At 57.5% G+C, this 25,491-nt stretch carries 27 protein-coding genes; 14 read left to right on the forward strand and 13 right to left on the reverse strand.

Going from position 1 to position 25,491, the window contains the following annotated elements:
• Positions 1-16: 16 nt before the first annotated feature.
• The 4 genes from ACQG2Q_RS17940 to nudI all read left to right on the forward strand — a co-directional run bounded on the left by ACQG2Q_RS17940 (position 17) and on the right by nudI (position 5,348).
• Positions 17-1,420, forward strand: coding sequence for a TolC family outer membrane protein (locus ACQG2Q_RS17940; protein ID WP_063150995.1), 1,404 nt, complete (start codon positions 17-19; stop codon positions 1,418-1,420).
• Positions 1,417-3,609 (forward strand): type I secretion system permease/ATPase, encoded by a 2,193-nt coding sequence (locus ACQG2Q_RS17945; protein WP_063849427.1) that lies wholly within the window; start codon positions 1,417-1,419, stop codon positions 3,607-3,609. Before ACQG2Q_RS17940 ends, ACQG2Q_RS17945 begins: the two co-directional genes overlap by 4 nt.
• Positions 3,590-4,789 (forward strand): HlyD family efflux transporter periplasmic adaptor subunit, encoded by a 1,200-nt coding sequence (locus ACQG2Q_RS17950; protein ID WP_022649110.1) that lies wholly within the window; start codon positions 3,590-3,592, stop codon positions 4,787-4,789. The genes ACQG2Q_RS17945 and ACQG2Q_RS17950 overlap by 20 nt, the downstream gene beginning before the upstream one ends.
• 133 nt (positions 4,790-4,922) lie before the next feature.
• On the forward strand, positions 4,923-5,348 hold the full coding sequence (gene nudI / locus ACQG2Q_RS17955) for a nucleoside triphosphatase NudI (protein ID WP_022649111.1): 426 nt from the start codon (positions 4,923-4,925) through the stop codon (positions 5,346-5,348).
• Here the strand turns inward: nudI and ACQG2Q_RS17960 are convergent.
• Positions 5,320-6,051 carry a helix-turn-helix domain-containing protein gene (locus ACQG2Q_RS17960; protein ID WP_032625901.1) on the reverse strand — a complete coding sequence of 244 codons (732 nt, stop codon included), beginning with the start codon at positions 6,049-6,051 and terminating at the stop codon, positions 5,320-5,322. The two genes, nudI and ACQG2Q_RS17960, sit on opposite strands and share 29 nt — an antisense overlap.
• A 95-nt stretch (positions 6,052-6,146) precedes the next feature.
• Here ACQG2Q_RS17960 and ACQG2Q_RS17965 point away from each other — a divergent pair, with 95 nt between their 5' ends.
• Positions 6,147-6,566: a nuclear transport factor 2 family protein gene (locus tag ACQG2Q_RS17965; protein ID WP_063849428.1), complete on the forward strand. Its 420-nt coding sequence runs from the start codon at positions 6,147-6,149 to the stop codon at positions 6,564-6,566.
• Between the two features lie 54 nt (positions 6,567-6,620).
• On the opposite strand, the gene ACQG2Q_RS17970 is transcribed toward ACQG2Q_RS17965, so the two are convergent.
• Complete coding sequence (locus tag ACQG2Q_RS17970) at positions 6,621-7,802, reverse strand: PLP-dependent aminotransferase family protein (RefSeq protein ID WP_022649114.1); 1,182 nt, start codon at positions 7,800-7,802, stop codon at positions 6,621-6,623.
• A 20-nt stretch (positions 7,803-7,822) separates the two neighbouring features.
• Positions 7,823-8,710 (reverse strand): LysR substrate-binding domain-containing protein, encoded by an 888-nt coding sequence (locus tag ACQG2Q_RS17975; RefSeq protein WP_022649115.1) that lies wholly within the window; start codon positions 8,708-8,710, stop codon positions 7,823-7,825.
• A gap of 97 nt (positions 8,711-8,807) precedes the next feature.
• Here ACQG2Q_RS17975 and ACQG2Q_RS17980 point away from each other — a divergent pair, with 97 nt between their 5' ends.
• Positions 8,808-9,410, forward strand: a complete 603-nt coding sequence (locus ACQG2Q_RS17980; protein ID WP_032625906.1) for a short chain dehydrogenase — start codon at positions 8,808-8,810, stop codon at positions 9,408-9,410.
• Here the strand turns inward: ACQG2Q_RS17980 and ACQG2Q_RS17985 are convergent.
• The 7 genes from ACQG2Q_RS17985 to ACQG2Q_RS18015 all read right to left on the reverse strand — a co-directional run bounded on the left by ACQG2Q_RS17985 (position 9,407) and on the right by ACQG2Q_RS18015 (position 17,860).
• Positions 9,407-10,138 (reverse strand): class I SAM-dependent methyltransferase, encoded by a 732-nt coding sequence (locus ACQG2Q_RS17985; RefSeq protein WP_063849429.1) that lies wholly within the window; start codon positions 10,136-10,138, stop codon positions 9,407-9,409. The two genes, ACQG2Q_RS17980 and ACQG2Q_RS17985, sit on opposite strands and share 4 nt — an antisense overlap.
• Positions 10,139-10,263: 125 nt before the next feature.
• Positions 10,264-11,643, reverse strand: a complete 1,380-nt coding sequence (locus ACQG2Q_RS17990) for an amidohydrolase family protein (protein ID WP_063849430.1) — start codon at positions 11,641-11,643, stop codon at positions 10,264-10,266.
• 1 nt (position 11,644) lies between these two features.
• A complete protein-coding gene (locus ACQG2Q_RS17995) occupies positions 11,645-12,601 on the reverse strand; it encodes a carbamate kinase family protein (protein WP_426759251.1) in 957 nt (318 codons plus the stop codon).
• Positions 12,598-14,178 carry a hypothetical protein gene (locus ACQG2Q_RS18000; RefSeq protein WP_022649120.1) on the reverse strand — a complete coding sequence of 527 codons (1,581 nt, stop codon included), beginning with the start codon at positions 14,176-14,178 and terminating at the stop codon, positions 12,598-12,600. Before ACQG2Q_RS18000 ends, ACQG2Q_RS17995 begins: the two co-directional genes overlap by 4 nt.
• Before the next feature lie 11 nt (positions 14,179-14,189).
• Entirely contained in the window at positions 14,190-15,605 is a 1,416-nt protein-coding gene (locus tag ACQG2Q_RS18005; protein ID WP_048965960.1) for a DUF1116 domain-containing protein, read from the reverse strand.
• Positions 15,605-17,146, reverse strand: coding sequence for an acyl-CoA synthetase FdrA (fdrA, locus tag ACQG2Q_RS18010; RefSeq protein WP_063849431.1), 1,542 nt, complete (start codon positions 17,144-17,146; stop codon positions 15,605-15,607). The genes ACQG2Q_RS18005 and fdrA overlap by 1 nt, the downstream gene beginning before the upstream one ends.
• Before the next feature lie 108 nt (positions 17,147-17,254).
• Complete coding sequence (locus ACQG2Q_RS18015; protein ID WP_032625916.1) at positions 17,255-17,860, reverse strand: ankyrin repeat domain-containing protein; 606 nt, start codon at positions 17,858-17,860, stop codon at positions 17,255-17,257.
• A 320-nt stretch (positions 17,861-18,180) separates the two neighbouring features.
• Here ACQG2Q_RS18015 and ACQG2Q_RS18020 point away from each other — a divergent pair, with 320 nt between their 5' ends.
• Positions 18,181-19,110: a LysR substrate-binding domain-containing protein gene (locus ACQG2Q_RS18020; protein ID WP_032625925.1), complete on the forward strand. Its 930-nt coding sequence runs from the start codon at positions 18,181-18,183 to the stop codon at positions 19,108-19,110.
• Here the strand turns inward: ACQG2Q_RS18020 and ACQG2Q_RS18025 are convergent.
• Complete coding sequence (locus tag ACQG2Q_RS18025) at positions 19,107-19,265, reverse strand: YqaE/Pmp3 family membrane protein (RefSeq protein WP_003862203.1); 159 nt, start codon at positions 19,263-19,265, stop codon at positions 19,107-19,109. The two genes, ACQG2Q_RS18020 and ACQG2Q_RS18025, sit on opposite strands and share 4 nt — an antisense overlap.
• Positions 19,266-19,444: 179 nt before the next feature.
• Here ACQG2Q_RS18025 and ACQG2Q_RS18030 point away from each other — a divergent pair, with 179 nt between their 5' ends.
• Complete coding sequence (locus tag ACQG2Q_RS18030) at positions 19,445-19,963, forward strand: rhodanese family protein (RefSeq protein WP_063849432.1); 519 nt, start codon at positions 19,445-19,447, stop codon at positions 19,961-19,963.
• 82 nt (positions 19,964-20,045) lie between these two features.
• Positions 20,046-20,225 carry a hypothetical protein gene (locus tag ACQG2Q_RS18035; RefSeq protein ID WP_006811690.1) on the forward strand — a complete coding sequence of 60 codons (180 nt, stop codon included), beginning with the start codon at positions 20,046-20,048 and terminating at the stop codon, positions 20,223-20,225.
• Between the two features lie 37 nt (positions 20,226-20,262).
• Here the strand turns inward: ACQG2Q_RS18035 and stpA are convergent, their stop codons facing one another.
• Positions 20,263-20,667 carry a DNA-binding protein StpA gene (stpA, locus tag ACQG2Q_RS18040; protein ID WP_022649126.1) on the reverse strand — a complete coding sequence of 135 codons (405 nt, stop codon included), beginning with the start codon at positions 20,665-20,667 and terminating at the stop codon, positions 20,263-20,265.
• Positions 20,668-21,164: 497 nt separating this feature from the next.
• Between stpA and alaE the strand changes: the two genes are divergently transcribed.
• Positions 21,165-21,614, forward strand: a complete 450-nt coding sequence (alaE, locus tag ACQG2Q_RS18045; protein WP_022649127.1) for an L-alanine exporter AlaE — start codon at positions 21,165-21,167, stop codon at positions 21,612-21,614.
• 32 nt (positions 21,615-21,646) lie between these two features.
• Here the strand turns inward: alaE and ACQG2Q_RS18050 are convergent, their stop codons facing one another.
• Positions 21,647-21,991, reverse strand: a complete 345-nt coding sequence (locus ACQG2Q_RS18050) for a DUF2002 family protein (RefSeq protein WP_006811693.1) — start codon at positions 21,989-21,991, stop codon at positions 21,647-21,649.
• A 158-nt stretch (positions 21,992-22,149) separates the two neighbouring features.
• On the opposite strand from ACQG2Q_RS18050, the gene ACQG2Q_RS18055 reads away from it, so the two are divergent.
• The 4 genes from ACQG2Q_RS18055 to nrdE all read left to right on the forward strand — a co-directional run bounded on the left by ACQG2Q_RS18055 (position 22,150) and on the right by nrdE (position 25,483).
• A complete protein-coding gene (locus ACQG2Q_RS18055; protein ID WP_017382769.1) occupies positions 22,150-22,476 on the forward strand; it encodes a DUF883 domain-containing protein in 327 nt (108 codons plus the stop codon).
• Between the two features lie 243 nt (positions 22,477-22,719).
• Positions 22,720-22,959 carry a glutaredoxin-like protein NrdH gene (gene nrdH / locus ACQG2Q_RS18060; RefSeq protein ID WP_017382770.1) on the forward strand — a complete coding sequence of 80 codons (240 nt, stop codon included), beginning with the start codon at positions 22,720-22,722 and terminating at the stop codon, positions 22,957-22,959.
• Complete coding sequence (nrdI, locus tag ACQG2Q_RS18065; RefSeq protein WP_063849433.1) at positions 22,956-23,366, forward strand: class Ib ribonucleoside-diphosphate reductase assembly flavoprotein NrdI; 411 nt, start codon at positions 22,956-22,958, stop codon at positions 23,364-23,366. Before nrdH ends, nrdI begins: the two co-directional genes overlap by 4 nt.
• On the forward strand, positions 23,339-25,483 hold the full coding sequence (gene nrdE / locus ACQG2Q_RS18070) for a class 1b ribonucleoside-diphosphate reductase subunit alpha (RefSeq protein WP_058646224.1): 2,145 nt from the start codon (positions 23,339-23,341) through the stop codon (positions 25,481-25,483). The genes nrdI and nrdE overlap by 28 nt, the downstream gene beginning before the upstream one ends.
• Positions 25,484-25,491 lie beyond the last annotated feature (8 nt).

A 25,491-nucleotide genomic window follows, 5' to 3' on the forward strand; every position in this document is an offset into this window, starting at 1 on the left:
TTATTAGGGACAAGACATGGGAAAGAAGATGCCTTACTGGTGGCTCTCGTGCTGCCTGATATCTGTGCCCGCTATCGCGGCAAACCCTGCGGCGATGATTAATACCGGACAATTAAGCGAAACGCAGGAACTCCCCTCTTTAAATGGCCGCGTGGCGCCCGTAGCCAGCAAAGCCGCCCCCGGCACGCTACAGCTGGATGAAGCCGTAAACCGCGCCGTGACCTGGCATCCGGCCATCAGTGAAGCCGTCGGCAAACTTTATCAGCAGAGCGAAAATGTGGACGTCGCCAAATCGAAATATTATCCGCAAATTAACGCCGGCATGGATAACGGCTATAGCCACGACGGCGACGATAATGGCTTTACCCCCTCGCTAGTGCTTTCGCTTTCGCAAATGCTTTACGACTTCGGCAAAGTCGCAAGCCAGGTGCGCGCCGAAAACGCGGGCGTCGCCCAGCAGCAGGCCAACGTGCTGGTGAGCATCGACACTATCGCCCACGATACCGCCATCGCTATGGTGCAGGTGCAGACCTGGCAGCAGATGGTCGAGACCGCTAAAGAACAGCTGGACGCCCTGACCTCCATCGGCACACTGACGAAGCTGCGTAATGACGAAGGCGCCACGTCGCTCTCTGACGTGGTGCAGACCGATGCCCGTATCGAAGGCGCGCGAGCGCAGCTGATGCAGTATCAGGCCAGCCTCGACAGCTCACGCGCCACGCTGATGAGCATGCTGGGCTGGGACAGTCTGAATGCGGTCAGCAATGAATTTCCGCAAAGTCTGGCCCGCAGCTGCGATATTGCCGAGCCGGACGATCGCCTGGTACCCTCGGTTTTAGCGGCCTGGGCGCAGGCCAACGTCGCGCAGGCCAATCTCGACTATGCCAACGCGCAGATGACCCCTACCGTCTCGCTGGAGCCGGAAGTCCGCCACTATCTTAACGACCGCTACTCAGGCAACGAAACGCGGGACCGCACCCAGTACTCCGCGTGGGTAAAAGTGCAGATGCCGCTCTATCAGGGCGGCGGCCTCACCGCCCGGCGTAACGCCGCCGGACACGCGGTGGAATCGGCCCAGTCCACCATTCAGCGCACCCGTCTTGAGGTGCGGCAAAAACTGCTGGAAGCGCGCAGCCAGGTGATGAGCCTGATGAGCACGCTTCAGATCCAGGGCCGCCAGGAAGCGCTCAGCGCCCGTACCCGCGAGCTGTATCAGCAGCAGTATCTCGATCTTGGTTCCCGCCCGCTGCTCGACGTGCTCAACGCCGAGCAGGAGGTGTATCAGGCGCGCTTTACCCAGCAGCAAACCGCCGGACAGCTCCGCCAGCTTCAGCTGAACTGTCTCTACCAAACCGGGCGCATACGTCAGGCGTTCGATCTTGAAAACCGCACCATCCAGACCGTGGAGATCCAGCCATGAAGCAACGCGATATTCCGCAGGGTGAAAACATGACGGATGAGGCGCTGGAGCAGTGGGCGCAGGCGTTTGGCTATGTGGCGACGCGCTATCGCGTTGCCTGCTCGCCAGGCTCGCTGATCGCGGGCGCGCCGTGGCTGAAAGGCAAACCGATGGTGCCCGCGCTGACGCAGCTCGCCCGTGAAGCCGGGCTGACGTTCCAGCTGCTGACGGCCGATCAGCACGCCATCAACAGCTGGCGTCTGCCGGTGGTGGTAGAGCTAAACGACGGTAAAATCGGCGTGATCGACAATTTCGACGGCGAGGATACGCTTGAGGTCAGCTTTTTCGACGACAGCACGCACACCAACCGCCTGTCGATGAGCGCGATGCTGCCTGCCATCCGCCACGTCATCGCCCTGCGTCCGCTGGCGGCGCTGAAGGACAGCCGCGTGGACGCCTATATCTCAAAATACCGCCCGGACTGGCTCTACCGGCTGGTGATGCGCGACCTTCGCCCTTACAGCTGGGTGATGCTGGCGGCGCTGTTTATCAACGTGCTCTCCCTCTCCGGCATTGTCTTTTCCATGCAGGTGTATGACCGGGTGATCCCCGCACAGTCCTACCCGACGCTCTACGTACTGACCATTGGGGTACTGATCGCCACGCTGTTTGGTTTTGTGCTGCGCGTGGCGCGCGGACACATTATGGATCTGCTGGGCAAACGCTCGGATCTGCGCGTCTCGGATCGGGTGTTCGGCCACGCGCTGCGGCTGCGCCACAGCGCCATTCCGCGATCCACCGGCAGCTTTATCTCCCAGCTGCGCGAGCTGGAGCAGATCCGCGAGATGGTCACCTCCTCCACCATCTCCACCATCGTCGATCTGCCGTTTTTTATCCTGTTTGTGATTGTGCTGGCGATCATCGCCCCGCAGCTGGCGTGGATCGCTCCGGTGGCGGCGGTGATCATGGTCCTGCCTGGCCTGCTGCTGCAAAAGAAGCTGGCGGAGCTGGCGAAGCAGTCGGCGCATGAATCAACCCTGCGCAACGCGGTGCTGGTGGAAAGCGTGCAGGGGCTGGAGGACATCAAGCTGATGCAGGCGGAGAACCGCTTTTTGCAGCAGTGGAACAGCTATATCCAGATCACCGCCGAATCCGGCCTGCGCACCCGCGAACTGACGCAGAACCTGATCAGCTGGGGGATGACCATTCAGAGCCTGGTCTATGCCGGGGTGATCGTGGTGGGTGCGCCGATGGTGATCGACGGCACCTTAACCACCGGTTCGGTGGTAGCCGCCTCGATGCTCGCCTCACGGATGATCGCCCCGATGGCGACGCTGTGCGGCGTGCTGGCCCGCTGGCAGCAGGTGAAGGCGGCCAAAGAGGGGCTGGACAGCATTATGCAGCTGCCGACCGAGAACCAGCGCGAAGAGACGCCGATCCGCCAGGACGTGCTGCGCGGCCACTATCTTTTCGAGCAGGCGCAGTTCCGCTATCACCCGGAAGATCCCCGCATGGCGCTGCGCATTAACCGCCTGGAGATCAAAGCGGGCGAAAAAGTGGCGATCCTCGGGCGCAACGGCGCGGGCAAATCAACCCTGTTGCAGGCGATGGCGGGCGGGATGGATCTGGCGGGCGGTGAACTGCGGCTCGACAACCTCAGCCTGCCGCATCTGGACGTGGCTGACGTGCGGAGAAACGTCGGCTTTATGACCCAAAACGCCCGGCTGTTTTACGGCACCCTGCGCGAGAACATCACGCTCGGCATGCCGCGCGCCACCGATGAAGAGATCTTCGAGGTGCTGGAGATGTGCGGCGCGGCCAGCTTTGTGCAGAAGCTGCCAAAGGGGCTGGATTACCCGATTATGGAGAACGGCGTCGGGCTGTCCGGCGGGCAGCGGCAGTCTATTCTGCTGGCGCGGATGCTGCTGCGCGACCCGAATATCGTGCTGATGGATGAACCGACCGCCTCCCTTGATGAACATACCGAGCGGGAATTTATTCAACGACTCGGGGCGTGGCTCGGCAACCGCACGCTGGTTGTCGCGACCCACCGCGTGCCGGTACTGGAGCTGGTGGAGCGCGTGGTGGTACTCAAAGATGGCATGCTGGTGATGGACGCGCCAAAAGCGCAGGCGCTGAACAACAGCCGTATGCAGCAACAGCAGCAGGCAACCGGACGGGAGTGGAAAAATGAAAATCAATCAGCGTGACGTTGCCGCAGTAGAAGATCTGGATAACGCGCTCGACTCCGAGAGCGGTTATACCGGCGCCCGGCGCATCGTTTTCTTCTCCCTGCTGATGTTTGTGGTGCTCGGCGTCTGGGCGTGGTTCGGGGTGCTGGATGAAGTCTCAACCGGCACCGGAAAAGTGATCCCCAGTTCACGCGAGCAGGTATTGCAGTCGCTGGATGGGGGGATCCTCACTGAGCTGAACGTACACGAAGGGGATCAGGTGCAGGCCGGACAGGTGCTGGCGCGGCTTGATCCTACCCGCTCGGAATCTAACGTCGGCGAAAGCGCGGCGCGTTACCGCGCGTCGCTGGCCTCCAGCGTGCGCCTGTACGCCGAGGTGAACGATCTCCCGCTGAAATTCCCGCCTTCCCTGGCGAAATGGACCGACCTGACCGCCGCAGAAACGCGGCTTTACAACTCTCGCCGCGCCCAGCTGGAGGATACGCAGCGTGAACTTCGCTCCGCGTTAGCGCTCGCCAATAAAGAACTGGCGATCACTCAACGGCTGGTGAAAACCGGTGCCGCCAGCCACGTGGAAGTGCTGCGCCTGCAACGGCAGAAAAGCGACCTGGAGCTGAAGCTCACCGACGTACGTTCCCAGTATTACGTGCAGGCCCGTGAAGCGCTGTCGAAGGCCAACGCCGAGGTGGATATGGTGTCAGCGATCCTGAAAGGCCGCGAGGATTCCGTTACCCGCCTGACGGTGAAGTCGCCGGTGCGCGGGATCGTGAAAAACATCAAGGTGACCACCATCGGCGGCGTCATACCGCCCAACGGCGAGTTAATGGAGATTGTGCCGGTGGACGATCACCTGCTGATTGAAACCCGCCTCTCGCCCCGGGATATCGCCTTTATCCATCCTAATCAGGAGGCGCTGGTGAAAATCACCGCCTACGATTACGCGATTTACGGCGGGCTGCACGGGGTGGTGGAGACCATTTCGCCGGACACCATTCAGGACGAAGCGAAGCCGGAGGTGTTTTACTACCGTGTATTCATTCGCACAAGCCAGGATTATCTGGTGAACAAGGCGGGCAGGCACTTTTCGATTGTGCCGGGGATGATTGCGACGGTGGATATTAAGACCGGGGAGAAAACGGTGCTGGATTATCTGATTAAGCCGTTTAACCGGGCGAAGGAGGCGCTGAGGGAGCGGTAGTCAAACGCCGGGTGGCGGCTTCGCCTTACCCGGCCTACACCGCTGTTCCGAGTGATGAGGATCCAACACACCTAACATGATCTCCATCACCAATCTGCTATAGTAGCCCAAATTCATTTTTCAGGAAGAAATCATGCGCCAACGAACCATTGTCTGCCCCATCATCCAGAATGACGGAGCCTACCTGCTATGTAAAATGGCCGACGATCGCGGTGTATTCCCCGGTCAGTGGGCACTCTGCGGTGGTGGAATGGAACCAGGCGAAACCATGGAACAGGCGCTGCGCCGTGAAGTCCGTGAGGAGCTGGGCGACGCGCTGGACATTATCGACGTCAAGCCCTGGGCTTTTCGCGATGACATCAGGGTCAAAACTTACGCCGATGGTACCACCGAGGAAATTTATATGATTTATCTGATCTTCGACTGCATCAGCGCCAATCGGGATGTTACGTTTAACGACGAGTTTCAGGAGATCGCCTGGGTTTATCCGGAATCGTTAAGAGAGCTGGATCTCAACGAGGCCACGCGCATTACCTTTGCGCAAAAGGGCCTTCTTTAATCGCCCACTGCCCCGGCGTTTTACCGGTCCACGTTCTGAAAACTTCAATAAATGCGCTGACGCTGCTGTATCCGCACGAGAGCGCAATCCACCCCACCGGCTTCCCCGCCGCCAGCCACTCCATCGCCTGCATGACGCGCGCCAGCTGGCGCCAGTTGACGAAGTTCATCCCCGTCTCCGCGCTAAACCGCCGGTTGAATGTACGTACGCTCATCCCGGCACGGCTGGCATGGCTTTCCACCGTCTGATTATCATCGACGGATTGCAGCAGTTTCCTGACCACATTTTTCAGCCGAGGATCGGTCGGTACGGGCAGATAAAAGCGGACCTGAGACGCCAGAGCCAACTCCTCCAGCAGCAGGATGAGCTTTCGGGGATCGTATTCACTCCCGGCAACGCTTAAACGGGAAAACAGTGCATCGGTAAAATCGTCAGACTCGAAAAGCGTGGCCTCTTCCGGAAGCCCTTCACAATGGGCAGGGTCAAGATAGACAGCGCAACCTTCAATCGCACTTTCCGAAAAGGCAGCGTGCTGCTGACCAGGCGGGATCCAGCCGATATGTTTTGCGGGTACCACCGAACGCCCCAGCGGCGTCTCAATCACCAGCAGCCCCGCAGCAATGCGCCAGAGCTGGCCGGCATGATGGCTGTGCCACGGGGTGTGATAGCCGCCGGGATGAACAAGCCTCTCAGTTGTCAGCATGAATTTGACCGAAAATCGTTATTCTTCGACTTATTACAGAAACTACGCCTTATGCTGTCAAGGATAATAGCGGCTCAACATCACGAGGAGCTAACATGACCATCATTACATCCCTGATAAACCAGCCCGACAACACCGCGCAGCGCGAGCAAATGGCCTGTCTGTTAACCCGCTTATTCAATGGCAATGTAGATCCGGCAGAGGTGTTTACGCCCGACTACCAGCAGGTTACGGACGGTCACATGCTTGATTATCAGGGATTTATAAAACACCTGAACCATGTGCGTGCGCAGATCCGCGAGATTACGTTTACCGTGGAAGCGTTATGTTGCCATAACGAATGTGTGGCAGACCGGCACAGAGTGGCCGTGACATATCCGGATGGTCGCCAGGCAGAATTAGAGGTGTATATGTTTGCCACGCTGCGCGAGGGGAAAATTTGTCGGATCCATGAAGTCACACAGGTGCCAGACGGCGATGCATTTGACCGCACCCTCGCCCACGCCACGCAATAACCTTACCCTACACGGGAACAGCGCATAACGGCATCTGCCATTATGCGCATCCGCTTACAGGGAAATTTTCAGACGTCGAACCGCTTCTTTAAGCTGCTCATCCGTTGGGGTAACGAAAGACATGCGCAGCGTGGTGTGGTCCGGTTCGTTGCAGTAGAAGAACTCACCCGGCACAAACACGACGCCGTTGCTCAACGTTTTTTCCAGCCATTTCGTCGTATTGATGCCGTTATTCATTTTCGCCCACAGGAACATGCCGCCCTTTGGCTTATGGAACGACATCACATCGCCCAGCTCCGCTTCCAGTTCACTGGCAAAGGTCTGGTATTTCTGGCGATAGGCTTCGCGGATCATTTTAATCTGATTCGCCAGACGACCGGTTTTCAGATATTCGTACGTCATCAGCTGCGACAGCGTGCTGGTGTGCAGATCGGTGGTTTGCTTGAGGTTCACCACCGCACGCTTCAGCCACTCCGGCACCAGCACCCAGCCCACGCGGGTGCCCGGCGCGAGGATTTTAGAGAAGGTGGAGGTGTACACTACGTTATCCTCATTGCCGATATCTTTGGCATGAGCAATCAGCGGGCGGAACGCTTCCTCGGTATAGTTGATTTCGCTGTACGGATCGTCTTCGATAATCACGAAGTCATAGCGCTTCGATAATTCCACCAGCTGTTTACGACGCGCCTCGGAGAGCGTCACGCCGCCCGGGTTACCAAAGGTTGGCACGATATAAACCGCTTTGATGGTTTTGGTTGCCACCAGCGCTTCAAGTTCATCTACTTTCATGCCGTCGCCGTCGGTGCCGACGGATTCAAAATTCGCCTGTGCCAGGCCAAAGACCTGCAACGCGGCGAGGTAGGTCGGACGCTCAACGACGACCGTATCGCCCGGGTTAATTAACGCACGCGCCAGCACGTCAAGCGACTGTTGAGAGCCGGATGTAATGACCACGTCATCGGCTTTACAGGCGATGCCGCGACCTTCACAGATGCGTTGGATCTCTTCGCGTAGCCCCGGGACGCCTTCCGTCAGGCCGTACTGGAACGCTTCGCCAAAATGCTGAGACAGCACGGCATCAGCGGCAATTTTTAAACCTTCATGATCGAACAGATCCGGGTTTGGAATACCGCCCCCCAGCGAAATCACGCCTGCCATTTTGCTATGTTTTAATAATTCACGGATGGCAGAGGATTGCAGGCCCTGCGCGCTGCTGGCGAGTTTGTTTGCAGACATTCTTTACTTACCTTCTTTTTTTATATTGTGCCCAATCTTAGCAGAATATGGGCAATAAATTCCGTTAGCTTAGGCAGCGGACGCAAATCCTGGCGCCACAATAAATGCACCGGCCTCGGCGCGGGCGTAAACGCTTCCAGAACCCGAACCAGCCTGCCGTTTGCCAGCTCTTCAGCCACCAGCACTTCCGGTTGCAGCAATAGTCCTGCCCCGGCTCGCGCCGCCATGCGTAAGCCGTAGCCGTCATTGCATCGTAAGACGGCATCACGCTTCCAGCGCACCTCGCCTTCCACACCGGGCAGCCGCCACTCGTTACGCGCCGTCCATACCGTGTGCGACAGACACAGGTGATCCACCAGATCGGCTGGCGTTTGCGGCGTACCGTGACGCGCCAGATATTCCGGCGCGGCGCAGATCGTCATGTTGTAGGGACACAGGTATTTCGCCACCAGATCCTCATTTCGGATCTCCCCGATGCGAATGGCCAGATCGACCCCTTCCTCCACCAGATCCACCATTCGGTTGGTGAGATCCAGTTCGATGCGCACTTGCGGGTAGCGCTGTAAAAACGTGGCCGTCAGAGGCGCGATAACGCAGCCGCCAAACGAGGTGGGTGCCGTCACGCGCAGGGTGCCGGCGGGCGTGGCTCGCAGACGTTCAACTGCGTTTTCAGCAATCGAGACCTGCTCCAGCACGCGCCTGGCCTCTTCGAAATAAACGCGTCCGGCGTCGGTCAGGCTCTGGCGACGGGTGTTGCGTTCCAGTAGCCGCGTGCCGAGCTGCGATTCCAGCAGCGCAATATACTTCCCGACCATCACCGCCGACATCTCCAGCCGGGCCGCCGCGCCGGTGAAGCTGCCGCTTTCCACCACCGCGATGAACGTTTCCATCCCGCGAAGCTTATCCATATTCCAAACCTCTGGTTAGCAATCTTCTAACGTTAGCCCAGTTTATCTGAGTTTTTATTTATTAAAGAATGAAGACTCACAACATAAGGAGTCTGCTATGAAAATCGTCATTATTGGTGCCAGCGGTACGGTCGGTCGTGCAGTCACAGAAGAGTTAAGCCAACGCCACGAGACGATCCGCGTGGGTCGCACGCAAGGCGAGCATCAGGTGGATATCACCTCGCAGGCGAGCGTACAGGCACTGTTCGAAAAGATCGGCCCGGTGGATGCGATTGTCTCCGCCAGCGGTGGGGTACACTTCGGCCCGCTCGCAACCATGACCGACAGCGAGTTCAACCGGGGCTTGCAGGATAAGCTACTGGGGCAGGTTCGTCTGGCGCTGACCGGCCAGCACTTCCTGAACGAAGGCGGCTCGATCACGCTGATAAGCGGGATTGTGGCGCACGAGCCGATTGCTCAGGGCGTCAATGCCACCACCGTAAACGCGGCGCTGGAAGGGTTTGTGCGCGCCGCGGCCTGTGAACTGCCGCGCGGGATCCGCATTAACCTGATCAGTCCGACGGTGCTGACGGAATCCGTCGAAGCATATGATGGCTTCTTCCCGGGCTTTGAAAGCGTTCCCGCTGCGACCGTTGCGCAGGCCTACCGCCGCAGCGTGGAAGGGGTACAGAGCGGGCGGGTATATAAAGTCGGCTATTAAGCCTTACGGGCGGCGATCAGCACCAGCATCGGGCGTTCCGCCTCTTCGGCCAGCGCGGGCCAGGCGTCAACCTGCGCCTGCGTTGGTCCCCACTCATTGACTTCACTTATCGTCAATCCGGCCTTGATCAGCGCGTTAAGCGTGGTACCCAGCGTGCGGTGGTATTTGATTACCCCCTCTGCCAGCCAGTTGCTGACGCGCTTGCCTTCGTCCTGATAATGGTTCACGCCCCAGAACCGCTCACCGTTGTCGTCGGTGAGCCAGCCCTGACGGGTGGCGCAGGTATAAATCGGGTGCTCCATCGAGAAAACCAGGCTGCCGCCGGGTTTAAGCGCACGCTGCGCCCTGGCGAATAACGCATCCAGTTCCGGCAAATAGTGCAGCGCCAGCGAGCTGTAGACCAGATCGAGACTGTTTTCGCGAAGCTGAAGAGATTCCAGATCGCTACGCTGATAGTGGATCTGCGTGTCATCCGTCAGTTCTGCCGCGCGGGCGAGCATCTTTTCAGAGATATCGACGCCCGTGACGTCACAAGCGCCCAGCTCGCGCGCCACGCGGCAGAACCAGCCGTAGCCGCACCCAAGATCGATAACCGATGTGCCGGTTAAATCCGGCAGCATCGCCTTAAGCGCAGGCCACTCCGGCGCGCCGTCCAGCCCCTGAACCGAGCGCGGAAGTTGGGCGTAGCCTTCGAAAAACGCCGGATTGTCGTAGATGTTTTGTGCCATGGCAGATCCCTCTTTAAGAATGTGCATAGCAGTATACTGCATTGTCGGGTGGCGGCTTCGCCTTACCCGACCTACAAAATCTCCGAACCGTAGGCCGGGTAAGCGCAGCGCCACCCGGCATCACATTAGCCCACTGAGCCCCAGACCAGATTCCCCTTGTGGAACGTCGCGGTACGCGGAGAGATACGCGCCACGGCCTCGGCGGAACAGGAGGCATCCACCAGCACGAAGCTGGCGTCGTCCTGCGCTTTAGGCCACACGCGCTCACCTTTGTCGTTCAGCGGCAGCACGTCGCCGGTGGCGATGCCCAGCGCCCGCGAAAGCGTCTGCTCGTTCGGGCGAATATAGAGCTGGGCGTAGAGGTTGGCTTTCTCCAGCATGTCCCCCAGACCGTACGGGGACCAGTGGTCAATCACGCTGTCGGTACCGGTCATGACAAACACGCCTTTATCACGCAGCTGCTTCAGCGGCATGTGCAGGGTGCCAATCGGCACGGTCGAGGCGATGGTCACCTGCTGCGCCGCCATGCGGGTGGCGATCTCATCCACCTGCTGTTCGTTAAGCGTCGCCAGCGCGAAGGCGTGGCTAATGGTCAGCTTCCCCTTCAGCGCCGGCGTTTTCTCCACGGTTTCTACCATGTAGTTCACCGCCGCCACGCCCGCCGGGCTGGTTTCGTGCAGATGGATATCCACCCCTTTGTCATAATCCAGCGCAATCTGGAACATGGTGTCGAGGGATTTCTCCATCGCGCCGTCGACGCTGGTTGGGTCCAGCCCGCCCACGTAGTGCGCCCCCGCCTGCATCGCCTCGCGCATCAGCTTTTCAGAATTCGACAGCAGCAGACCGTGCTGCGGGAAGGCAACGATTTCACAGTCAAAACCTGGGCTTCGGCGCGCCAGTACCGCCTGCAAATTTTCCAGGTTTTTCAGGCCGGAAACCGGCTCTATGTTGCAGTGGCTGCGGGCGATGGTGGACCCTTTGGACTGGATCAGGTCGATCAGCTTTTCGGCGCGTTCTTGCGTGTAAGGCTGTAATTCCGGCAGCAGCTTCTGCTCCAGGCGGATCATGTCCTGAATGGTGGTACCCGCCGGACGGTTCAGGGAGCGCCACGGGCCGCCATAGAAGGTTTTGTCCAGATGGATGTGCATGTCGCGCATCGCCGGGAGCATCAGCTTTTTGCCCGCGTCGAAGTGCGGCAGGGCCGCATCGGCGTGGCTGTTGTTATCGCGCAGGGCGACGATTTTCCCGTCTTTGATCTCAAGCGTTTTCAGCTCGGTGCGGGTACTTGTCGCCACGCTGCCGTCGAAGTTAAACCCGGCTTCCAGCAGCACGTTGTCGAGATAGTAATGTTTTGCGGTGATGTTCATCGGTTTACCCGTCACGCAGGTTGCCTTAGCAGAATCGGCAGCATACGCGACGGAACCCGTGGCGCCAAACAGCGCGCAGGCGGTAACCATTTTACCGCTCTGGCTAATAAACTCGCGGCGGCTTTTATTCTCACTCATCTTATCTTCCTTCGTTAACAATGTGGGTCCCCGTTTCACCGCGCAGCGCTGCGGGCAGGCAGTCCGGCGAGGTGATGATCACGCGCCTGCCGCCATGGCGTAAAAATTCCAGCGAAGCGACGATTTTTGGCAACATGCTGCCCGCAGGGAAGTGGCCTTCATCCCTGTAGCGCGTCATCTGCGCCACGTTGACGGTATCCAGCGCCTGCTGGTTCGGCTTGCCGAAGTTCACGCACACTTTCTCCACGCCGGTGGTGATCACCAGCACGTCGGCGCCGATCTCGCGCGCCAGCAGCGCGGTGGAGAGATCTTTATCTATCACCGCGTCCACGTTCTGATAATCGCCCTGGTCACTGCGCACCACAGGAATGCCTCCGCCGCCCGCGCCGATCACCACAAATCCTTTCTGCGTCAGCGCCTTGATGGCATCCGCCTCGACAATGCGCCGCGGCTGCGGTGAAGCCACCACGCGGCGATAGCCCCGGCCTGAATCCTCGACAAAATGCCAGTCCGGATGCGCAAGTTGCAGATCGTCGCGCTGCGCCTCGCTGAAGAACGCGCCGATGGGTTTCGTCGGGTGCATAAATCCAGGATCATTTTTATCCACCTCCACCTGCGTGACGACCGTGACCGCTTTTTGTTCCCCGCGCGCCGCCAGGCGGTTGTTGAGCGCCTGTTGGATCAGGTAGCCGATGCCGCCCTGGGTATCCGCCACGCAGTTTGCCAGCGGGGTCAGCGGCAGCCCTTCCCGCTCGTGGGCGATCTCGGCGCGGCGCAGATCCAGCCCCACCTGAGGGCCGTTGCCGTGGGTGAGCACGATGTCATAGTCCGAGGCCAGCATTTCGAGCACCGACTCAGCCACCGCTTTGACCGCCTGCGCCTGATGCTCAATCGACTGGCTGGCGTTGTCTTTGATAATGCTGTTGCCGCCGATGGCAACGACCATAAGCTCTTTCATTTTGTTTCCTTTAGAAGGTGCGTTCTGGCGCCCTCACCCTGGCCCTCTCCCACTGGGAGAGGGGGATTAACAGAGATATCGAGAACATGCTTCACCACAAACATCCCGCCCATCATCAGGTAGGCCGTGACGAACATCAGGGAACTGCCCTCGGCAAAGCCCACCACCGGCGCGTGGATCACGCCAAACAGCGCCAGCAGCGCGCCACCGGCCGCCGCGACGGCCCCGCGCAGCGGTTTGTTGATGATGGCGAAGATGGCGATACAGCCCCAGAGCATGCTGGCGAGCGGCGCGCCGTTGCCGAGATGCATCAGGCCTTCGTAGTAGATCCCCTTGCTGTGCAGCACGTCGGTGCCAATTTTCGCCGCGCTGGTCCCCGCCGCGCTCATCACGCTGTTCATCATGGTCAGCGCCCAGTTGGCAATCCACGGGAACAGGCAGATGAAGATGACGGGCACTTCCACTTTCGGGGTTTCCCTCACCACCTGGTTGGCGGTGACAACGCCGATAAACACCAGAATCGGCACGATGGCGGTCATCGGGATGATGGCGAGCATAAAGGCCCCCAGCCCGAACAGCGGCACGATGAACATGGTCACGCCGGACGCCAGGGTGTAGCCGATGCTGGCGCCCATCGCTTTCCAGCCAGGATGGCCGACGTAGACCGTGACCGGGAACGGATTGCCCATCAGGCAGCCGAGCATGGAGGCCAGACCGTTCGCCAGCATTACCTTGCGGGTCGGGTATTCATCCCCCGCCGCATGGGCGCTTTCGATGTTCTCCAGGTCAAAGATGTAGTTCGCCAGCCCCAGCGGTACGGCGGACGCCAGATACGGCAGCGCATGCGGCAACCCCTGCATAAAGCTGTCCACATGCACTTCCGGCGGGTTAAAGCCGAAGGATGACATGGACGCTTTAATGGCATCCGGGCTTTGCAGTCCGGAGATCCACGCAAGCAGAGTACCGGCAATCAACAGCAGCAGGCCGGTCGGGATGCGGGCGAAAATCGGCTTTTTACCGAACCAGTTAATGAAGATCAGCAGCAGGACGATAAACGACACGGTCGGCGCTTCGAACGCCTGCAACATCGGGTTCATCGCCAGCAGGAGCAGGCCAAGACCGGACAGGCACGACAGCAGCACGGTACGCGGGATCATCTTGCGGATGGTTTCCCCCAGGAAGGAACCGCCCGCGAGGATCATCGCTTCCACAAAGCACCATACCAGGCCAATCTGAATCGCGAAATCCGCATCGCCGGTTTGCTGGTAAACCGGCATTAAGACCAGGAAGGTCACGGTAAAAATCGACGGCGCGCTCGGGCCGGACGGCAGCGCGGTGACGTCCGTTCGTCCGGTGGCGCGCGCCATTTGCAGGCCAAACCACGTATAGCAAAGACTCGCCACCAGCACCGCCAGACCGAAGGCTGGCGCGATGCGTCCATAAACAATCTCCTTCGGGATGCCGACGACAAAAATGAGCAACCCCATCATGGTCAGCAAATTGGTCAGGTTGTTGGTCATCAACCCGAAATAAGCTGCCCAGTCACCTCTTTTCCACTCCAGTTTCATGTTTTTCATGGATGCATACCTTATAGAACGTAGCGATCGCGGAAGGTTAACAGTGCCTTTTCAAAACAGCTAAACGGCGGGTGAACGATGCCCGCCCCAATCATGCCGATACCGGCGTCCTTATGGGCAATGGCGGTATTAATGACCGGCAGAATGCCGCTGCCCGCGACCTTCGTGATGTCGATGGCGGACGGGATGCCCATAAACGACAGCAGCGGAATGGTGACGTTCGGGTTTTCGCCGAGAGTGATTTCGCGCATCTGGCGGGAGAAATCGATGGCTTCCTCCACCGTGCCGCCCACCAGCGCCACGATTGCCGGGGCCGTCGCCATCGCAAAGCCGCCGATGCCGTAGGTTTCGGTAATCGCGCTGTCGCCGATATCCAGCCCGGAGTCTTCCGGCTTATAGCCCGCGAACATCGGGCCGATCACCTGCTGCGCCGGGCCGGTGAACCACTGCCCCGGCAGGCCGGAAACGCGCAGGCCGAACTCGTAGCCGTTGCGCGCCATGGTGGTGACGACGGTGCTGTACTCAATGCCGTGGGCGGCATCCAGCGCGGCCTTACACATCGCCATCCACGTCGGACCGGAGAAGTAGTCGCTGCTGGCGACAAATTCGAACACTTCACGCTGCTGCGTCACCGGATAGCCCGCCTGGATCAGCCCCGGCGTCAGCGCCTGGATAAGCAGCGTGGTGCCCGCGTTGTTGCGGTTGTGGCACTCGTCGCCCATGTGCAGCGCCTGGGCCAGCATCAGGCGCAGGTCGATTTCGCCGATAATCTTCATCGCGTCGCGCAGCATTGGGCCGAGCACGTCGCGCATCCAGTTCAGGCGGTCGATCACGCTCTGATCGTTGGCCCCCATGCGCAGGATCTTCGCCATCTGCTCGCTGAGGTTGGTGAAGGCGCGGTTGCCGTAGGTTTTGTTCTCAACGATGTGCATAAACATCGACGCGGAGGTGACGCCCGCCATAGAGCCCACACAGTCGTGCTCGTGGCACGGCGAGAAGGTGATCTTCCCTGAAGCCGCCAGCCTTGCGGCGTCCTCCAGATCCGTCGCCAGCCCTTCAAACACCAGCGCGCCGGTGACCGCGCCCTTCATCGCCCCACACATGTTTTCCCAGGTAACAGGCGGACCGGCGTGCAGAATGGTGGTGCGGGTCATGCCCGGCACCACGTTGATGGCCTGGTCATAGCCCACCAGCACCGGATGGGACTGAATAATGCGTTCAAGGGCAATGTTGTTCGCGGCGGCAATTTTCTCCGCCAGCGGTTTTTCCGCCAGCCGATCCAGCGCGTCCACCACCTGCATATTGCCCTGCCCCGGCGGCGTCCAGTCGAGCTGGGTCACGGGAACGTGCTGTTTTTTGAGGTCGTCGCTGAACATCGCAATCCCGACGTTAATCACGTTCAGCGGTTGGTTGAATAAGGTCGTCATTATGCTCTCTCCCCTTTGCAGACAAATTCGCGTGCCAGTAATCCGGTATTGGTGCTGCTGCTGGCCCAGATGACGCCTGCGTCGGTCAGCAGCTGGCACTGCTGGGCCAGCGACTGCGGATCCTGATCGGTGCCGAGCACGTAGCCGAGAATTTCCAGCGGACGGTTGTCGGCTTTCGCGATTGCCTGTGCCTCTTTGATCGCCTCGATCATCACCCCCACCGGATCCTCGTGTGCGCCAAAGCCCAGCACGAAGTCCATCACGATGACGCCCACCTGCGGATCGCGCGCCTCCTGTAGCAGGCGGCTGATGCGGTTGGTCGGGTCGATCATCGGGTGTGGTTTGCCGTTGGTGAAATCGTCGTCACCGAAATCAAGGAAGGTGTGGGCCTGGCTGACGCTGATGTCCTTCAGACGCCTGGCCGGATCCGGCTGGATGTTGCTGTAAACATCGTCAAACTTCTCCAGCGCGGCAAACATCGCTTCGTCGCACAGGGTGCCGCCGCAGAACAGGCCGCGAATGTACTTCTGCCGCGGCGTCAGGCGGGCGCGCACCTCTTCGATCAGCGGCCAATTGAGCGGATGTAAATTCAGAGAGTCTTTTTTAATGCCGGTAAGCAGCACCGCTTTCAGGGCCGCCTCTTTGGTGCCACGAGCAAACTGCAAGCCGTCTTCATCGGCTGGCGGTTCGTTGCGGCCCAGGAAGCACACAACCACAGGCTTGCGGCAGGCGCGTGCCCGGGCCAGCACCTTCTCTGCCACCACGGGTGCAGGCGGTTTGGAGATGAGCGCTATCACCCGGGTCGCGTCGTCCGCCTCCAGCATGTCGATGGCGTCGAGCATCATCAGGCCGCCAATCTTCTCGCTGAGATCGCGCCCGCCGGTGCCGATCAGCTGCGACACGCCGCCGCCGAACTCGTGAATGCGCACGCTCAGCTCCTGGCTACCGGTGCCGGAGGCGCCAACGATGCCAATTGGCCCGCGACGTACCGCGTTGGCAAAGCACAGCCCCGCGCCGTTGATAATGGCGGTGCCGCAGTCCGGCCCCATCATTAGCAATCCTTTGTCATGCGCCAGCTGCTTCAGCGCCAGCTCGTCGTCGAGCGACACATTATCGGAAAACAGCATTACGTTGAGATCGTTTTCCAGCGCCTGGCGCGCTTCGCGGGCGGCGAAGGTGCCGTTGACGGATATCACCGCAAGGTTGCTGTCCGGACGATGGGTTTTGGCGCTGGCAATTGTCGCGTAGCGTGCTTCATGGGAGCCAGCGCTCTCTTTACGCGTGAATAACGCTTCAATGGCGGCAAGGGTTTCCTCATTCGCCGCGTCGCCTTTAATAACGATCATCAGGTCGCCGTTTTTCGCGTCCGCTAATTCCGGCGTTAATAGCCCGAGGTTTTTTAATACCCCTTTGTTCATTTCCGTCGCCATCGCCACAAACGCCTGCTCGACGCCCGGCAATTTATTGGCTTTGGTGGAAACCGACATTAAGGAAACCGAATCGAAATACGTATTCTTTTTTATGACGATTTTGGTTGGCATTATTTTCACCTGTTTAAGATAAAAGGGGGCCGCCGTCGTGCTAAATGCACGTCGGTAACAATGCGTTTTTTGATTCACGGCCAGCCTGGGGAAGGCTGACCGAATGCGCTATGCGCCTGCCGCCAGCAGCAGGTCTGCGATCGCGTTGAAGCCTTTTTCCCGCGCCAGTTCGAGCGGGGTTTTGCCGTATTTATCAGTCATGTGCGGATTCGCGCCGTGATCCAGCAGCAGCTTCACAATTTCCTGCTGCTTTGCGCCGCCGTCGTTTAACACGATGGCCTCAAGCAGCGGCGTCCAGCCGACAAAATTGGTGTGGTTGACGTTAATGTCGGTTTTTTCCAGCAGCTCGCGCACGATTTCAACGTGCCCTTTTTCACTGGCGGGGGTAATGCCCACGCCGCCAAAGCGCGTCAGACGGTCGAGATCCGGATCCGCCGGAAGGACAATGCGCAGCAGGGTTAAATCATTGGTCAGGCAGCCGATCAGGAAGGGGTTAAAACAGGTCTGGTCCTGTTTATCAATATCCGCCCCGGCGGAAATTAAAAATTCCACACAGGCGTAATGCTTTTTCAGGCTGGCAATAATAATGGCGGTTCTTTTCTGGCGGTTGGTCGCGTTAATATCCACGCCTTTTTCCAGGCAGGCTTTTAGCGCGTCGATATTACCCTCTTCTGCCGCCAGCAAAAATTCTGTAACCAGTGCAGTTGCAGACATATTCAGACTCCCTATGTTTCACTTCTGATGACCTGAGAATAGCAACAGCCTGGTCATAAAAGAATCCGCTTAAAAATGATTCATCGACACGCAATTCATTGTTGAGTTAAATTCAACAGTCCGGCAAAAACGTGCGTCTGTGCAACCTTTTTCTTATGGTTTACCGCTTTTACGCGCCTCGGGCTGCATTATCCTTATGAATGAAAAAGCCTTACACAGCGCGGCTCTACGTAAAAACCCAGAACTGTGACCGACATCAACTATGATGTAACGCCGGTGTTAAAATATGTTCAAAACTGATGGTAACCAGGAGCCATAATATGAATTCCATCTTTACCGAAGAGAATTTGCTGGCCTTCACCACCGCGGCACGTTTTGGCAGTTTTAGCAAAGCGGCTGCCGAGCTGGGCGTGACCACTTCCGCCATCAGTTACACCATCAAACGCATGGAGACCGGGCTGGACGTGGTGCTGTTTGTACGCAACACGCGCAGCATTGAGCTGACCGAATCCGGTTTTTATTTTTATCGTAAAGCGACCGACCTGCTGAATGACTTTCATGCCATCAAGCGCGGGATTGATACCATTTCGCAGGGCATTGAGACGCGGGTGCGCATCTGCATTAATCAGCTTTTGTATACGCCACGCCATACCGCGCGTTTGCTCCAGGTGCTGAAAAAACAGTTTCCTACCTGCCAAATCACGGTGACGACCGAGGTGTATAACGGCGTCTGGGATTCCATCATTAATAATCAGGCCAACATCGCCATTGGCGCGCCGGATACGCTGCTGGATGGCGGGGGCATCGATTACACCGAGATAGGCGCGATCCGCTGGGTATTTGCCATCGCGCCCACGCATCCGCTGGCGTTCGCCCCGGAGCCCATTTCCGAAAGTCAGCTGCGTCTGTATCCCAATATCATGGTCGAGGACACCGCGCATACCATCAACAAGAAGGTCGGCTGGCTGCTTCACGGTCAGGAGGCGATTCTGGTACCGGACTTTAACACCAAATGTCAGTGTCAGATCCTGGGGGAAGGTATTGGATTTTTACCGGAGTATATGACGCGTGAGGCGGTGGAGGACGGGCTGCTGGTAAAGCGGCGAATCAATAATCCGCGCCAGGACTCGCGCATGCTGCTCGCCACGCAGCATGCGGCGACCGGTCAGGTCACGCGCTGGATCAAACAGCAGTTTGGCCCCGAGGGCGCGCTGACCCGGATCTACAGTGATCTATTGTGGCGTACCTAGCTTTTCGTCTGAACCCAAAACGCGTGGATAAGACCCGGGAAGTAACCCAGGATGGTCAAAAGGATGTTCAGGATAAACGCCCAGCCCAGTCCCTTGCCAAGCAGCACGCCCAGCGGCGGGAGAATAATCGTAAAAACAACGCGCCAAAAACCCATAAATAACTCCGTGCAAGCTAACCAATTGAAAATTATAAAAGACACTTCTCTAAGCGTAGCCAGTTTACGGGTAACTGCCATTCGTCTCTCGCGCTTTTACCTGCCTTTACCCTCTTTACACTGGCTGAAACCCTGCCTTAAATGCTCTACTGTTCTGAAATTGACCGTAAGGAAACACAATGCCTCTTCCTCTTATTTCGCCGCAGCAGGCAAACGCGCTTATTGCTGAAGGCGCCAAACTTATCGATATTCGCGACCCCGACGAGTATGCCCGCGAGCATATTCCAGCGGCGCACTCCATTCCGCTGGATTCGTTACCCGGCGGGCTTAACGCAGTGCCGGGAGAAACGGTGATTTTCCACTGTCAGTCTGGCGCAAGAACCGCAAACAATGATGCTCGTCTTGCCCGGGCAGCGTCCCCTGCGAACGCCTTTGTGGTTGAGGGAGGCATTCAGGGCTGGAAGCAGGCCGGTCTGCTGACCGTTGAAGATAAATCGCAGCCGCTTCCGCTGATGCGTCAGGTGCAGATCGCCGCCGGGCTGCTGATTCTCTGCGGCGTGGTGCTGGGTTACAGCGTCTCCAGCGGCTTTTTCCTGCTAAGCGGTTTTGTGGGCGCCGGGCTGCTGTTCGCCGGAGTGACAGGTTTTTGCGGTATGGCGCGACTGCTGAAAGTGATGCCGTGGAACCGACGTACCTGATAAGGGGTATCTGAAAGATTAGGCTGTACCCCGCCCCGGACGTGGGCTATGGTGAAGATCGTGACAATGATGAGGAGGTGCTATGTTTTCTGTCGGTGATTATGTCCAACCGCGTCAGGGCGGTCCGAAACTGAAAGTGCTCGAAGTGAATGGTGAAAACATTGTGGCCGTGCAGGCCAGCAATGAGCAGGGCGAGAAATATCACCTGAAAGCGGCGGACGTAGTTCTGTACTCCGAAGAAGGTGACTTTGGCGTCTGCTAAGTCAATAATCGGGCGGAATACACCGCCCGAATAATCATCAGATCAGGAAATCGTCCAGCGATTTACCGTTTGCCAGTGCGTTCGCAATTGGCTTTGGCGTACGTCCTTGACCGGTCCACGTTTTCTCTTCACCGTTCGCGTCGATGAAACGATATTTCGCCGCACGCGCTTTACGTTTTTTAGCCGGCTGGCCCGCATGAGCCAGTTCTCCGCCTAACAGATCGCTCGGGGAAATACCGTCTGCCTTCATCAGTTCCAGCAGAGCATTAATTTTATCCTGCTGTTCAGCGCGCTGGCGCTCTAATTCAGCCTGCTCGCTGCGTTTTTCTTCTGTGACAATCCGAACTTTTTCCAGCACTTCTTCCAGAACATCCATGGATAATTCACGCGCCAGCGCCCGGAGCGTACGGATATTATTAAGATTCTGTAACGTTAAAGCCATAATAATGAGAAACCTTTCTTCGTGTGTATAACATAAATCAGGCAACAGAATAATTGATTTTTGTTCTGATATCCACCCACTCTGTCGTTTTGACATTATTGTAAATGTTTTAGAATATCCCGTTAATATAACCCCGAATAACCTGTCAGTTTTAATGCGTAATATTCCGTCCTGCACCTGGTCAAAAACCCCTGTTTAATACCGTTCAAAAAACCGCCCGGCATCCTCCGAATAACAAACGTTATACGCTTGCTCAGATAAGCTAATAGTTTGATTTCGTTTAATAAAACGGTGGATGGGAAAGAAAATAACGACTCGCACAAAAAACAGCCAACTTTAGAGAATTTTATGGACAAAGCGCCCATAAATAAAAATTAATCACTACTTGTTAGTTAAAAGCCAGAGGGATACGCTATACACTCAAAACAAACAAACCTAAAGCACTAAACGCCGCAGGTAAAAACGCCACTTTTTTGTCCTGTTCGAGGAGTTCAGACATGTTCTCACCGCAGTCTCGCCTGCGCCATGCGGTAGCGGATACGTTCGCGATGGTCGTTTACTGTTCCGTCGTAAACATGCTGATTGAAATTTTCCTGTCCGGAATGACCTTTGAGCAGTCCCTCTCATCGCGCCTGGTGGCCATTCCGGTGAATATCATGATTGCCTGGCCGTACGGAATGTATCGCGATGCGGTGATGCGTTTCGCCCGGCGTATTAGCCCGGCAGGTTGGGTAAAAAACCTGGCGGACGTGCTGGCTTACGTGACGTTCCAGTCCCCGGTGTATGTGGTTATTTTGCTGACGGTGGGCGCAGACTGGCATCAAATCGCCGCCGCGGTAAGTTCAAATATCGTGGTATCTATGCTGATGGGTGCGGTGTACGGTTACTTCCTTGACTACTGCCGCCGCCTGTTTAAAGTCAGCCCTTATAGCCAGGCAAAAGCGTAAGATAAGGCGACTGGCTCATGCCAGTCGCTGAGTTATTGTACGTCGCCAAACAGCCCTTTCAGGAAACGCTCCAGCGCCATACGCGAGCTGAAACCGTGCGGAATACCATAATGTTCATGCGTCTCGCCGCCTAAATAGAGCGGAAATTGCTGATAATGATCGCAGGTTTTAATATCCGAGGCGGGCTCAGCAAATGACAGGCTTCTGTCTTTGAGTGTCGGGTGAATAATGAGAGCAGTACGCCCCATTCTTGCTTCACGGTTGACGTAAACATAATTCTCACCACGGCGATATCCGTACGCTTTTGATGTTACCTCATCCATGGTGAACCCTTCTTTTTCAAGAACGCGCGCCACCTCATCGGGTCGTAAATACATATCTTTTCCTCATTATCATACCTGCCGGGCAACCTTACAGTATTCAGCATTAGCAGGGCTTTCAGAATATTCCATAAACTGCCCGTTAAGCCGTGACTCGCTTCAGATATTACATTTCTGGACTAAACTAAACGGGAACACAAATTATGGAGGATCGTATGTTTAACAGACCGAACCGAAACGATATTAACGACGACACCCAGGATATTCGTAACGATGTCAGCCAATTAGCGGACACGCTGGAAGCCGTATTGAAATCCTGGGGCTCTGACGCGAAGGACGAAGCAGATGCCGCGAAACGTAAGGCTCAGTCTCTGCTGCGTGAAACGCGCGCAAGGATGAATGGCCGCTCACGTACCACTCAGGCGGCCTGCGATATGGCCAGCTGCGCCACCACCTTCGTACGTGAAAAACCGCTGTGTACGCTGGGAACGGTCGCGGCAGTCGGGATTTTTGTCGGCGCCCTGCTTAGCCTGCGTAAGTAAGCACGCGTTCTCAGCCCCGGCAGCCTCAGGCGCCGGGGCTTTTCTTTGCCTGAAAGCCTGGAAAACCCGCGCAGTTCGCCCTGCCCCGCCAGGCTCATCATTGGGGCCTTATCAATCTGAATTTCCCATATCTTGTGTGGTTGAAAGTTATCTCAACTACATCTAGTATTCCCTTTAGCAAGACAGACACAACATGACGCGTTTACTCGCGCCGTTCTCTCATTCTAAATGGAAATACGAATCATGAGCATTATTATTTACACTCGTAACGATTGTGTTCAGTGCCACGCCACGAAACGGGCGATGGAGAGCCGCGGCGTGGCATTTGAGATGGTCAATATAGATCAGGTGCCTGACGCGGCAGACACCCTGCGGGCGCAAGGTTTCCGTCAGCTTCCGGTTGTGGTTGCCGGCGACACCAGCTGGTCTGGCTTTCGTCCGGACATGATCAACCGCCTTGCCGCTCAGGGCGTCAGTGCATGAGCAGGCTGGTCTACTTTTCCAGCAGCTCGGAAAACACGCTTCGGTTTATGGAGCGTATCGGGCTGCCCGCGATTCGCATTCCGCTGAACGAGCGGGAGCGTATTCAGGTAGACGAACCCTACATTCTGGTAGTGCCCAGCTATGGCGGTGGCGGCACCGCGGGGGCTGTGCCTCGTCAGGTGATCCGCTTTCTTAACGACCCCCATAACCGGCAGCTGATTCGCGGCGTGATCGCGGCAGGCAATCGCAACTTCGGCGAGGCCTTTGCCCGCGCCGGGGATGTCATCTCTCAAAAATGCGGCGTGCCGTATCTCTATCGTTTTGAACTGATGGGGACACAGCAGGACGTAGAGAACGTGCGTAAAGGAGTGAACGAATTTTGGCAACGACAACCGCAGAGCGCGTGATTCAGGCGACGCCGGATTACCATGCATTAAACGCCATGCTAAACCTCTATGACCGGGAGGGGCGCATTCAGTTTGGCAAAGATCGTGAGGCGGTGGACGCCTTTTTTGCCGCTCATGTACGCCCGAACAGCGTCGTCTTTGGCAGCCAGCAGGAACGTCTCGACTGGCTGGTAAAAGAGGGTTATTACGAAGAGCGCGTCCTGACCCGCTACGACCACGCCTTCGCGGTGGCATTGTTTGAACGGGCGCACGCCAGCGGTTTTCGCTTCCAGACGTTTCTCGGCGCGTGGAAGTATTACACCAGCTACACCCTGAAAACCTTCGACGGCAAACGCTATTTAGAAAGCTTTGAAGATCGGGTGGTGATGGTAGCCCTGACGCTGGCGCAGGGCGATGAAGCCCTGGCTGAAAGACTGACGGAGGAGATCCTCTCCGGTCGCTTCCAGCCCGCCACGCCAACGTTCCTTAACTGCGGCAAAGCCCAGCGCGGCGAGCTGGTCTCCTGCTTCCTGCTGCGTATTGAAGACAATATGGAGTCGATTGGCCGTGCGGTGAATTCGGCGCTACAGCTGTCGAAACGCGGCGGCGGCGTGGCATTTCTGCTTTCGAACCTGCGGGAAGCGGGCGCGCCGATCAAGCGCATCGAAAATCAGTCCTCCGGTGTCATCCCGGTGATGAAGATGCTGGAAGATGCCTTCTCATACGCCAACCAGCTTGGCGCACGTCAGGGCGCGGGCGCGGTTTATCTGCACGCGCATCATCCGGACATTCTGCGTTTTCTGGATACCAAACGTGAAAACGCCGACGAAAAGATCCGCATTAAAACCCTGTCGCTCGGCGTGGTGATCCCGGATATCACGTTTAAGCTGGCCAAAGAAAATGCCGACATGGCGCTTTTCTCGCCGTATGACGTCGAGCGTATCTACGGCAAAGCCTTTGGCGATGTGGCCATCAGCGAACTGTATGACGAACTGGTGGCGGACGAGCGCATTCGTAAGAAATACATTAACGCCCGCGACTTTTTCCAGACGCTTGCCGAAATTCAGTTTGAGTCCGGGTACCCGTACATCATGTACGAGGATACGGTGAACCGCGCCAACCCGATTGCCGGGCGCATCAACATGAGCAATCTGTGCTCGGAGATTTTGCAGGTCAACAGCGCGTCCAGTTACGACGAGAACCTCGACTACGCGGATATCGGCAAAGATATCTCCTGCAATCTCGGTTCGCTGAATATTGCCCACACCATGGATTCCCCCGATTTTGGCCGCACGGTAGAGACCGCCATTCGCGGGCTGACGGCGGTATCGGACATGAGCCACATCCGCAGCGTACCGTCCATTGAGGCGGGCAACGCCGCGTCGCATGCCATCGGCCTTGGGCAGATGAACCTGCACGGCTATCTGGCGCGGGAGGGTATCGCCTACGGCAGCCCGGAAGGGCTGGATTTCACCAACCTTTATTTCTATACCATCACCTGGCATGCGCTGCATACCTCGATGATGCTGGCGCGCGAACGCAACCAGCGGTTCGCAGGCTTTGAGCAGTCCCGCTACGCCAGCGGAGAGTATTTCAGCCAGTATCTGGAAGGCGACTGGCAGCCGAAAACCGAAAAAGTACGCGCGCTTTTCGACCGCGCCGGCATTACCCTGCCGACGCGTGAGATGTGGCAACAGCTGCGTGAGGATGTGATGCACTACGGCATCTATAACCAGAACCTTCAGGCGGTTCCGCCAACCGGTTCCATTTCCTATATAAATCATGCCACGTCGAGCATCCATCCGATCGTGTCGAAGATTGAAATCCGCAAGGAAGGCAAAACCGGCCGCGTCTACTACCCTGCCCCGTTTATGACTAACGAGAATCTGGCTCTGTACCAGGACGCCTATGAGATCGGCCCGGAAAAGATCATTGATACCTACGCCGAGGCGACCAGACATGTGGACCAGGGGCTGTCGCTGACGCTCTTCTTCCCGGACACCGCCACCACGCGGGATATCAATAAAGCGCAGATCTACGCCTGGAAGAGAGGCATCAAAACGCTGTACTACATTCGCCTGCGCCAGCTCGCGCTGGAAGGTACCGAAATTGAAGGCTGCGTGTCCTGCGCGCTGTAAGGAGAAAG

The sequence above is a fragment of the Enterobacter cloacae complex sp. 370H10 genome, assembly GCF_050031535.1.
In the GTDB taxonomy this organism is placed as follows: domain Bacteria; phylum Pseudomonadota; class Gammaproteobacteria; order Enterobacterales; family Enterobacteriaceae; genus Enterobacter; species Enterobacter intestinihominis.

Coding starts and splice junctions, on each gene's coding strand:
- alaE (WP_022649127.1), top strand. CDS start 21,165: ATGTTCTCACCGCAGTCTCGCCTGCGCCATGCGGTAGCGGATACGTTC.
- ACQG2Q_RS17980 (WP_032625906.1), top strand. CDS start 8,808: ATGAAAATCGTCATTATTGGTGCCAGCGGTACGGTCGGTCGTGCAGTC.
- stpA (WP_022649126.1), bottom strand. CDS start 20,667: ATGGCTTTAACGTTACAGAATCTTAATAATATCCGTACGCTCCGGGCG.
- ACQG2Q_RS17950 (WP_022649110.1), top strand. CDS start 3,590: ATGAAAATCAATCAGCGTGACGTTGCCGCAGTAGAAGATCTGGATAAC.
- ACQG2Q_RS17985 (WP_063849429.1), bottom strand. CDS start 10,138: ATGGCACAAAACATCTACGACAATCCGGCGTTTTTCGAAGGCTACGCC.
- ACQG2Q_RS18055 (WP_017382769.1), top strand. CDS start 22,150: ATGTTTAACAGACCGAACCGAAACGATATTAACGACGACACCCAGGAT.
- ACQG2Q_RS17975 (WP_022649115.1), bottom strand. CDS start 8,710: ATGGATAAGCTTCGCGGGATGGAAACGTTCATCGCGGTGGTGGAAAGC.
- nrdI (WP_063849433.1), top strand. CDS start 22,956: ATGAGCAGGCTGGTCTACTTTTCCAGCAGCTCGGAAAACACGCTTCGG.
- ACQG2Q_RS18020 (WP_032625925.1), top strand. CDS start 18,181: ATGAATTCCATCTTTACCGAAGAGAATTTGCTGGCCTTCACCACCGCG.
- ACQG2Q_RS18050 (WP_006811693.1), bottom strand. CDS start 21,991: ATGTATTTACGACCCGATGAGGTGGCGCGCGTTCTTGAAAAAGAAGGG.
- ACQG2Q_RS17970 (WP_022649114.1), bottom strand. CDS start 7,802: ATGTCTGCAAACAAACTCGCCAGCAGCGCGCAGGGCCTGCAATCCTCT.
- ACQG2Q_RS18025 (WP_003862203.1), bottom strand. CDS start 19,265: ATGGGTTTTTGGCGCGTTGTTTTTACGATTATTCTCCCGCCGCTGGGC.
- ACQG2Q_RS18000 (WP_022649120.1), bottom strand. CDS start 14,178: ATGAAAAACATGAAACTGGAGTGGAAAAGAGGTGACTGGGCAGCTTAT.
- nrdH (WP_017382770.1), top strand. CDS start 22,720: ATGAGCATTATTATTTACACTCGTAACGATTGTGTTCAGTGCCACGCC.
- ACQG2Q_RS18005 (WP_048965960.1), bottom strand. CDS start 15,605: ATGACGACCTTATTCAACCAACCGCTGAACGTGATTAACGTCGGGATT.
- ACQG2Q_RS17960 (WP_032625901.1), bottom strand. CDS start 6,051: ATGCTGACAACTGAGAGGCTTGTTCATCCCGGCGGCTATCACACCCCG.
- ACQG2Q_RS17990 (WP_063849430.1), bottom strand. CDS start 11,643: ATGAGTGAGAATAAAAGCCGCCGCGAGTTTATTAGCCAGAGCGGTAAA.
- ACQG2Q_RS17965 (WP_063849428.1), top strand. CDS start 6,147: ATGACCATCATTACATCCCTGATAAACCAGCCCGACAACACCGCGCAG.
- ACQG2Q_RS18030 (WP_063849432.1), top strand. CDS start 19,445: ATGCCTCTTCCTCTTATTTCGCCGCAGCAGGCAAACGCGCTTATTGCT.
- ACQG2Q_RS18015 (WP_032625916.1), bottom strand. CDS start 17,860: ATGTCTGCAACTGCACTGGTTACAGAATTTTTGCTGGCGGCAGAAGAG.
- ACQG2Q_RS17995 (WP_426759251.1), bottom strand. CDS start 12,601: ATGAAAGAGCTTATGGTCGTTGCCATCGGCGGCAACAGCATTATCAAA.
- ACQG2Q_RS18035 (WP_006811690.1), top strand. CDS start 20,046: ATGTTTTCTGTCGGTGATTATGTCCAACCGCGTCAGGGCGGTCCGAAA.
- ACQG2Q_RS17940 (WP_063150995.1), top strand. CDS start 17: ATGGGAAAGAAGATGCCTTACTGGTGGCTCTCGTGCTGCCTGATATCT.
- ACQG2Q_RS17945 (WP_063849427.1), top strand. CDS start 1,417: ATGAAGCAACGCGATATTCCGCAGGGTGAAAACATGACGGATGAGGCG.
- nudI (WP_022649111.1), top strand. CDS start 4,923: ATGCGCCAACGAACCATTGTCTGCCCCATCATCCAGAATGACGGAGCC.
- fdrA (WP_063849431.1), bottom strand. CDS start 17,146: ATGCCAACCAAAATCGTCATAAAAAAGAATACGTATTTCGATTCGGTT.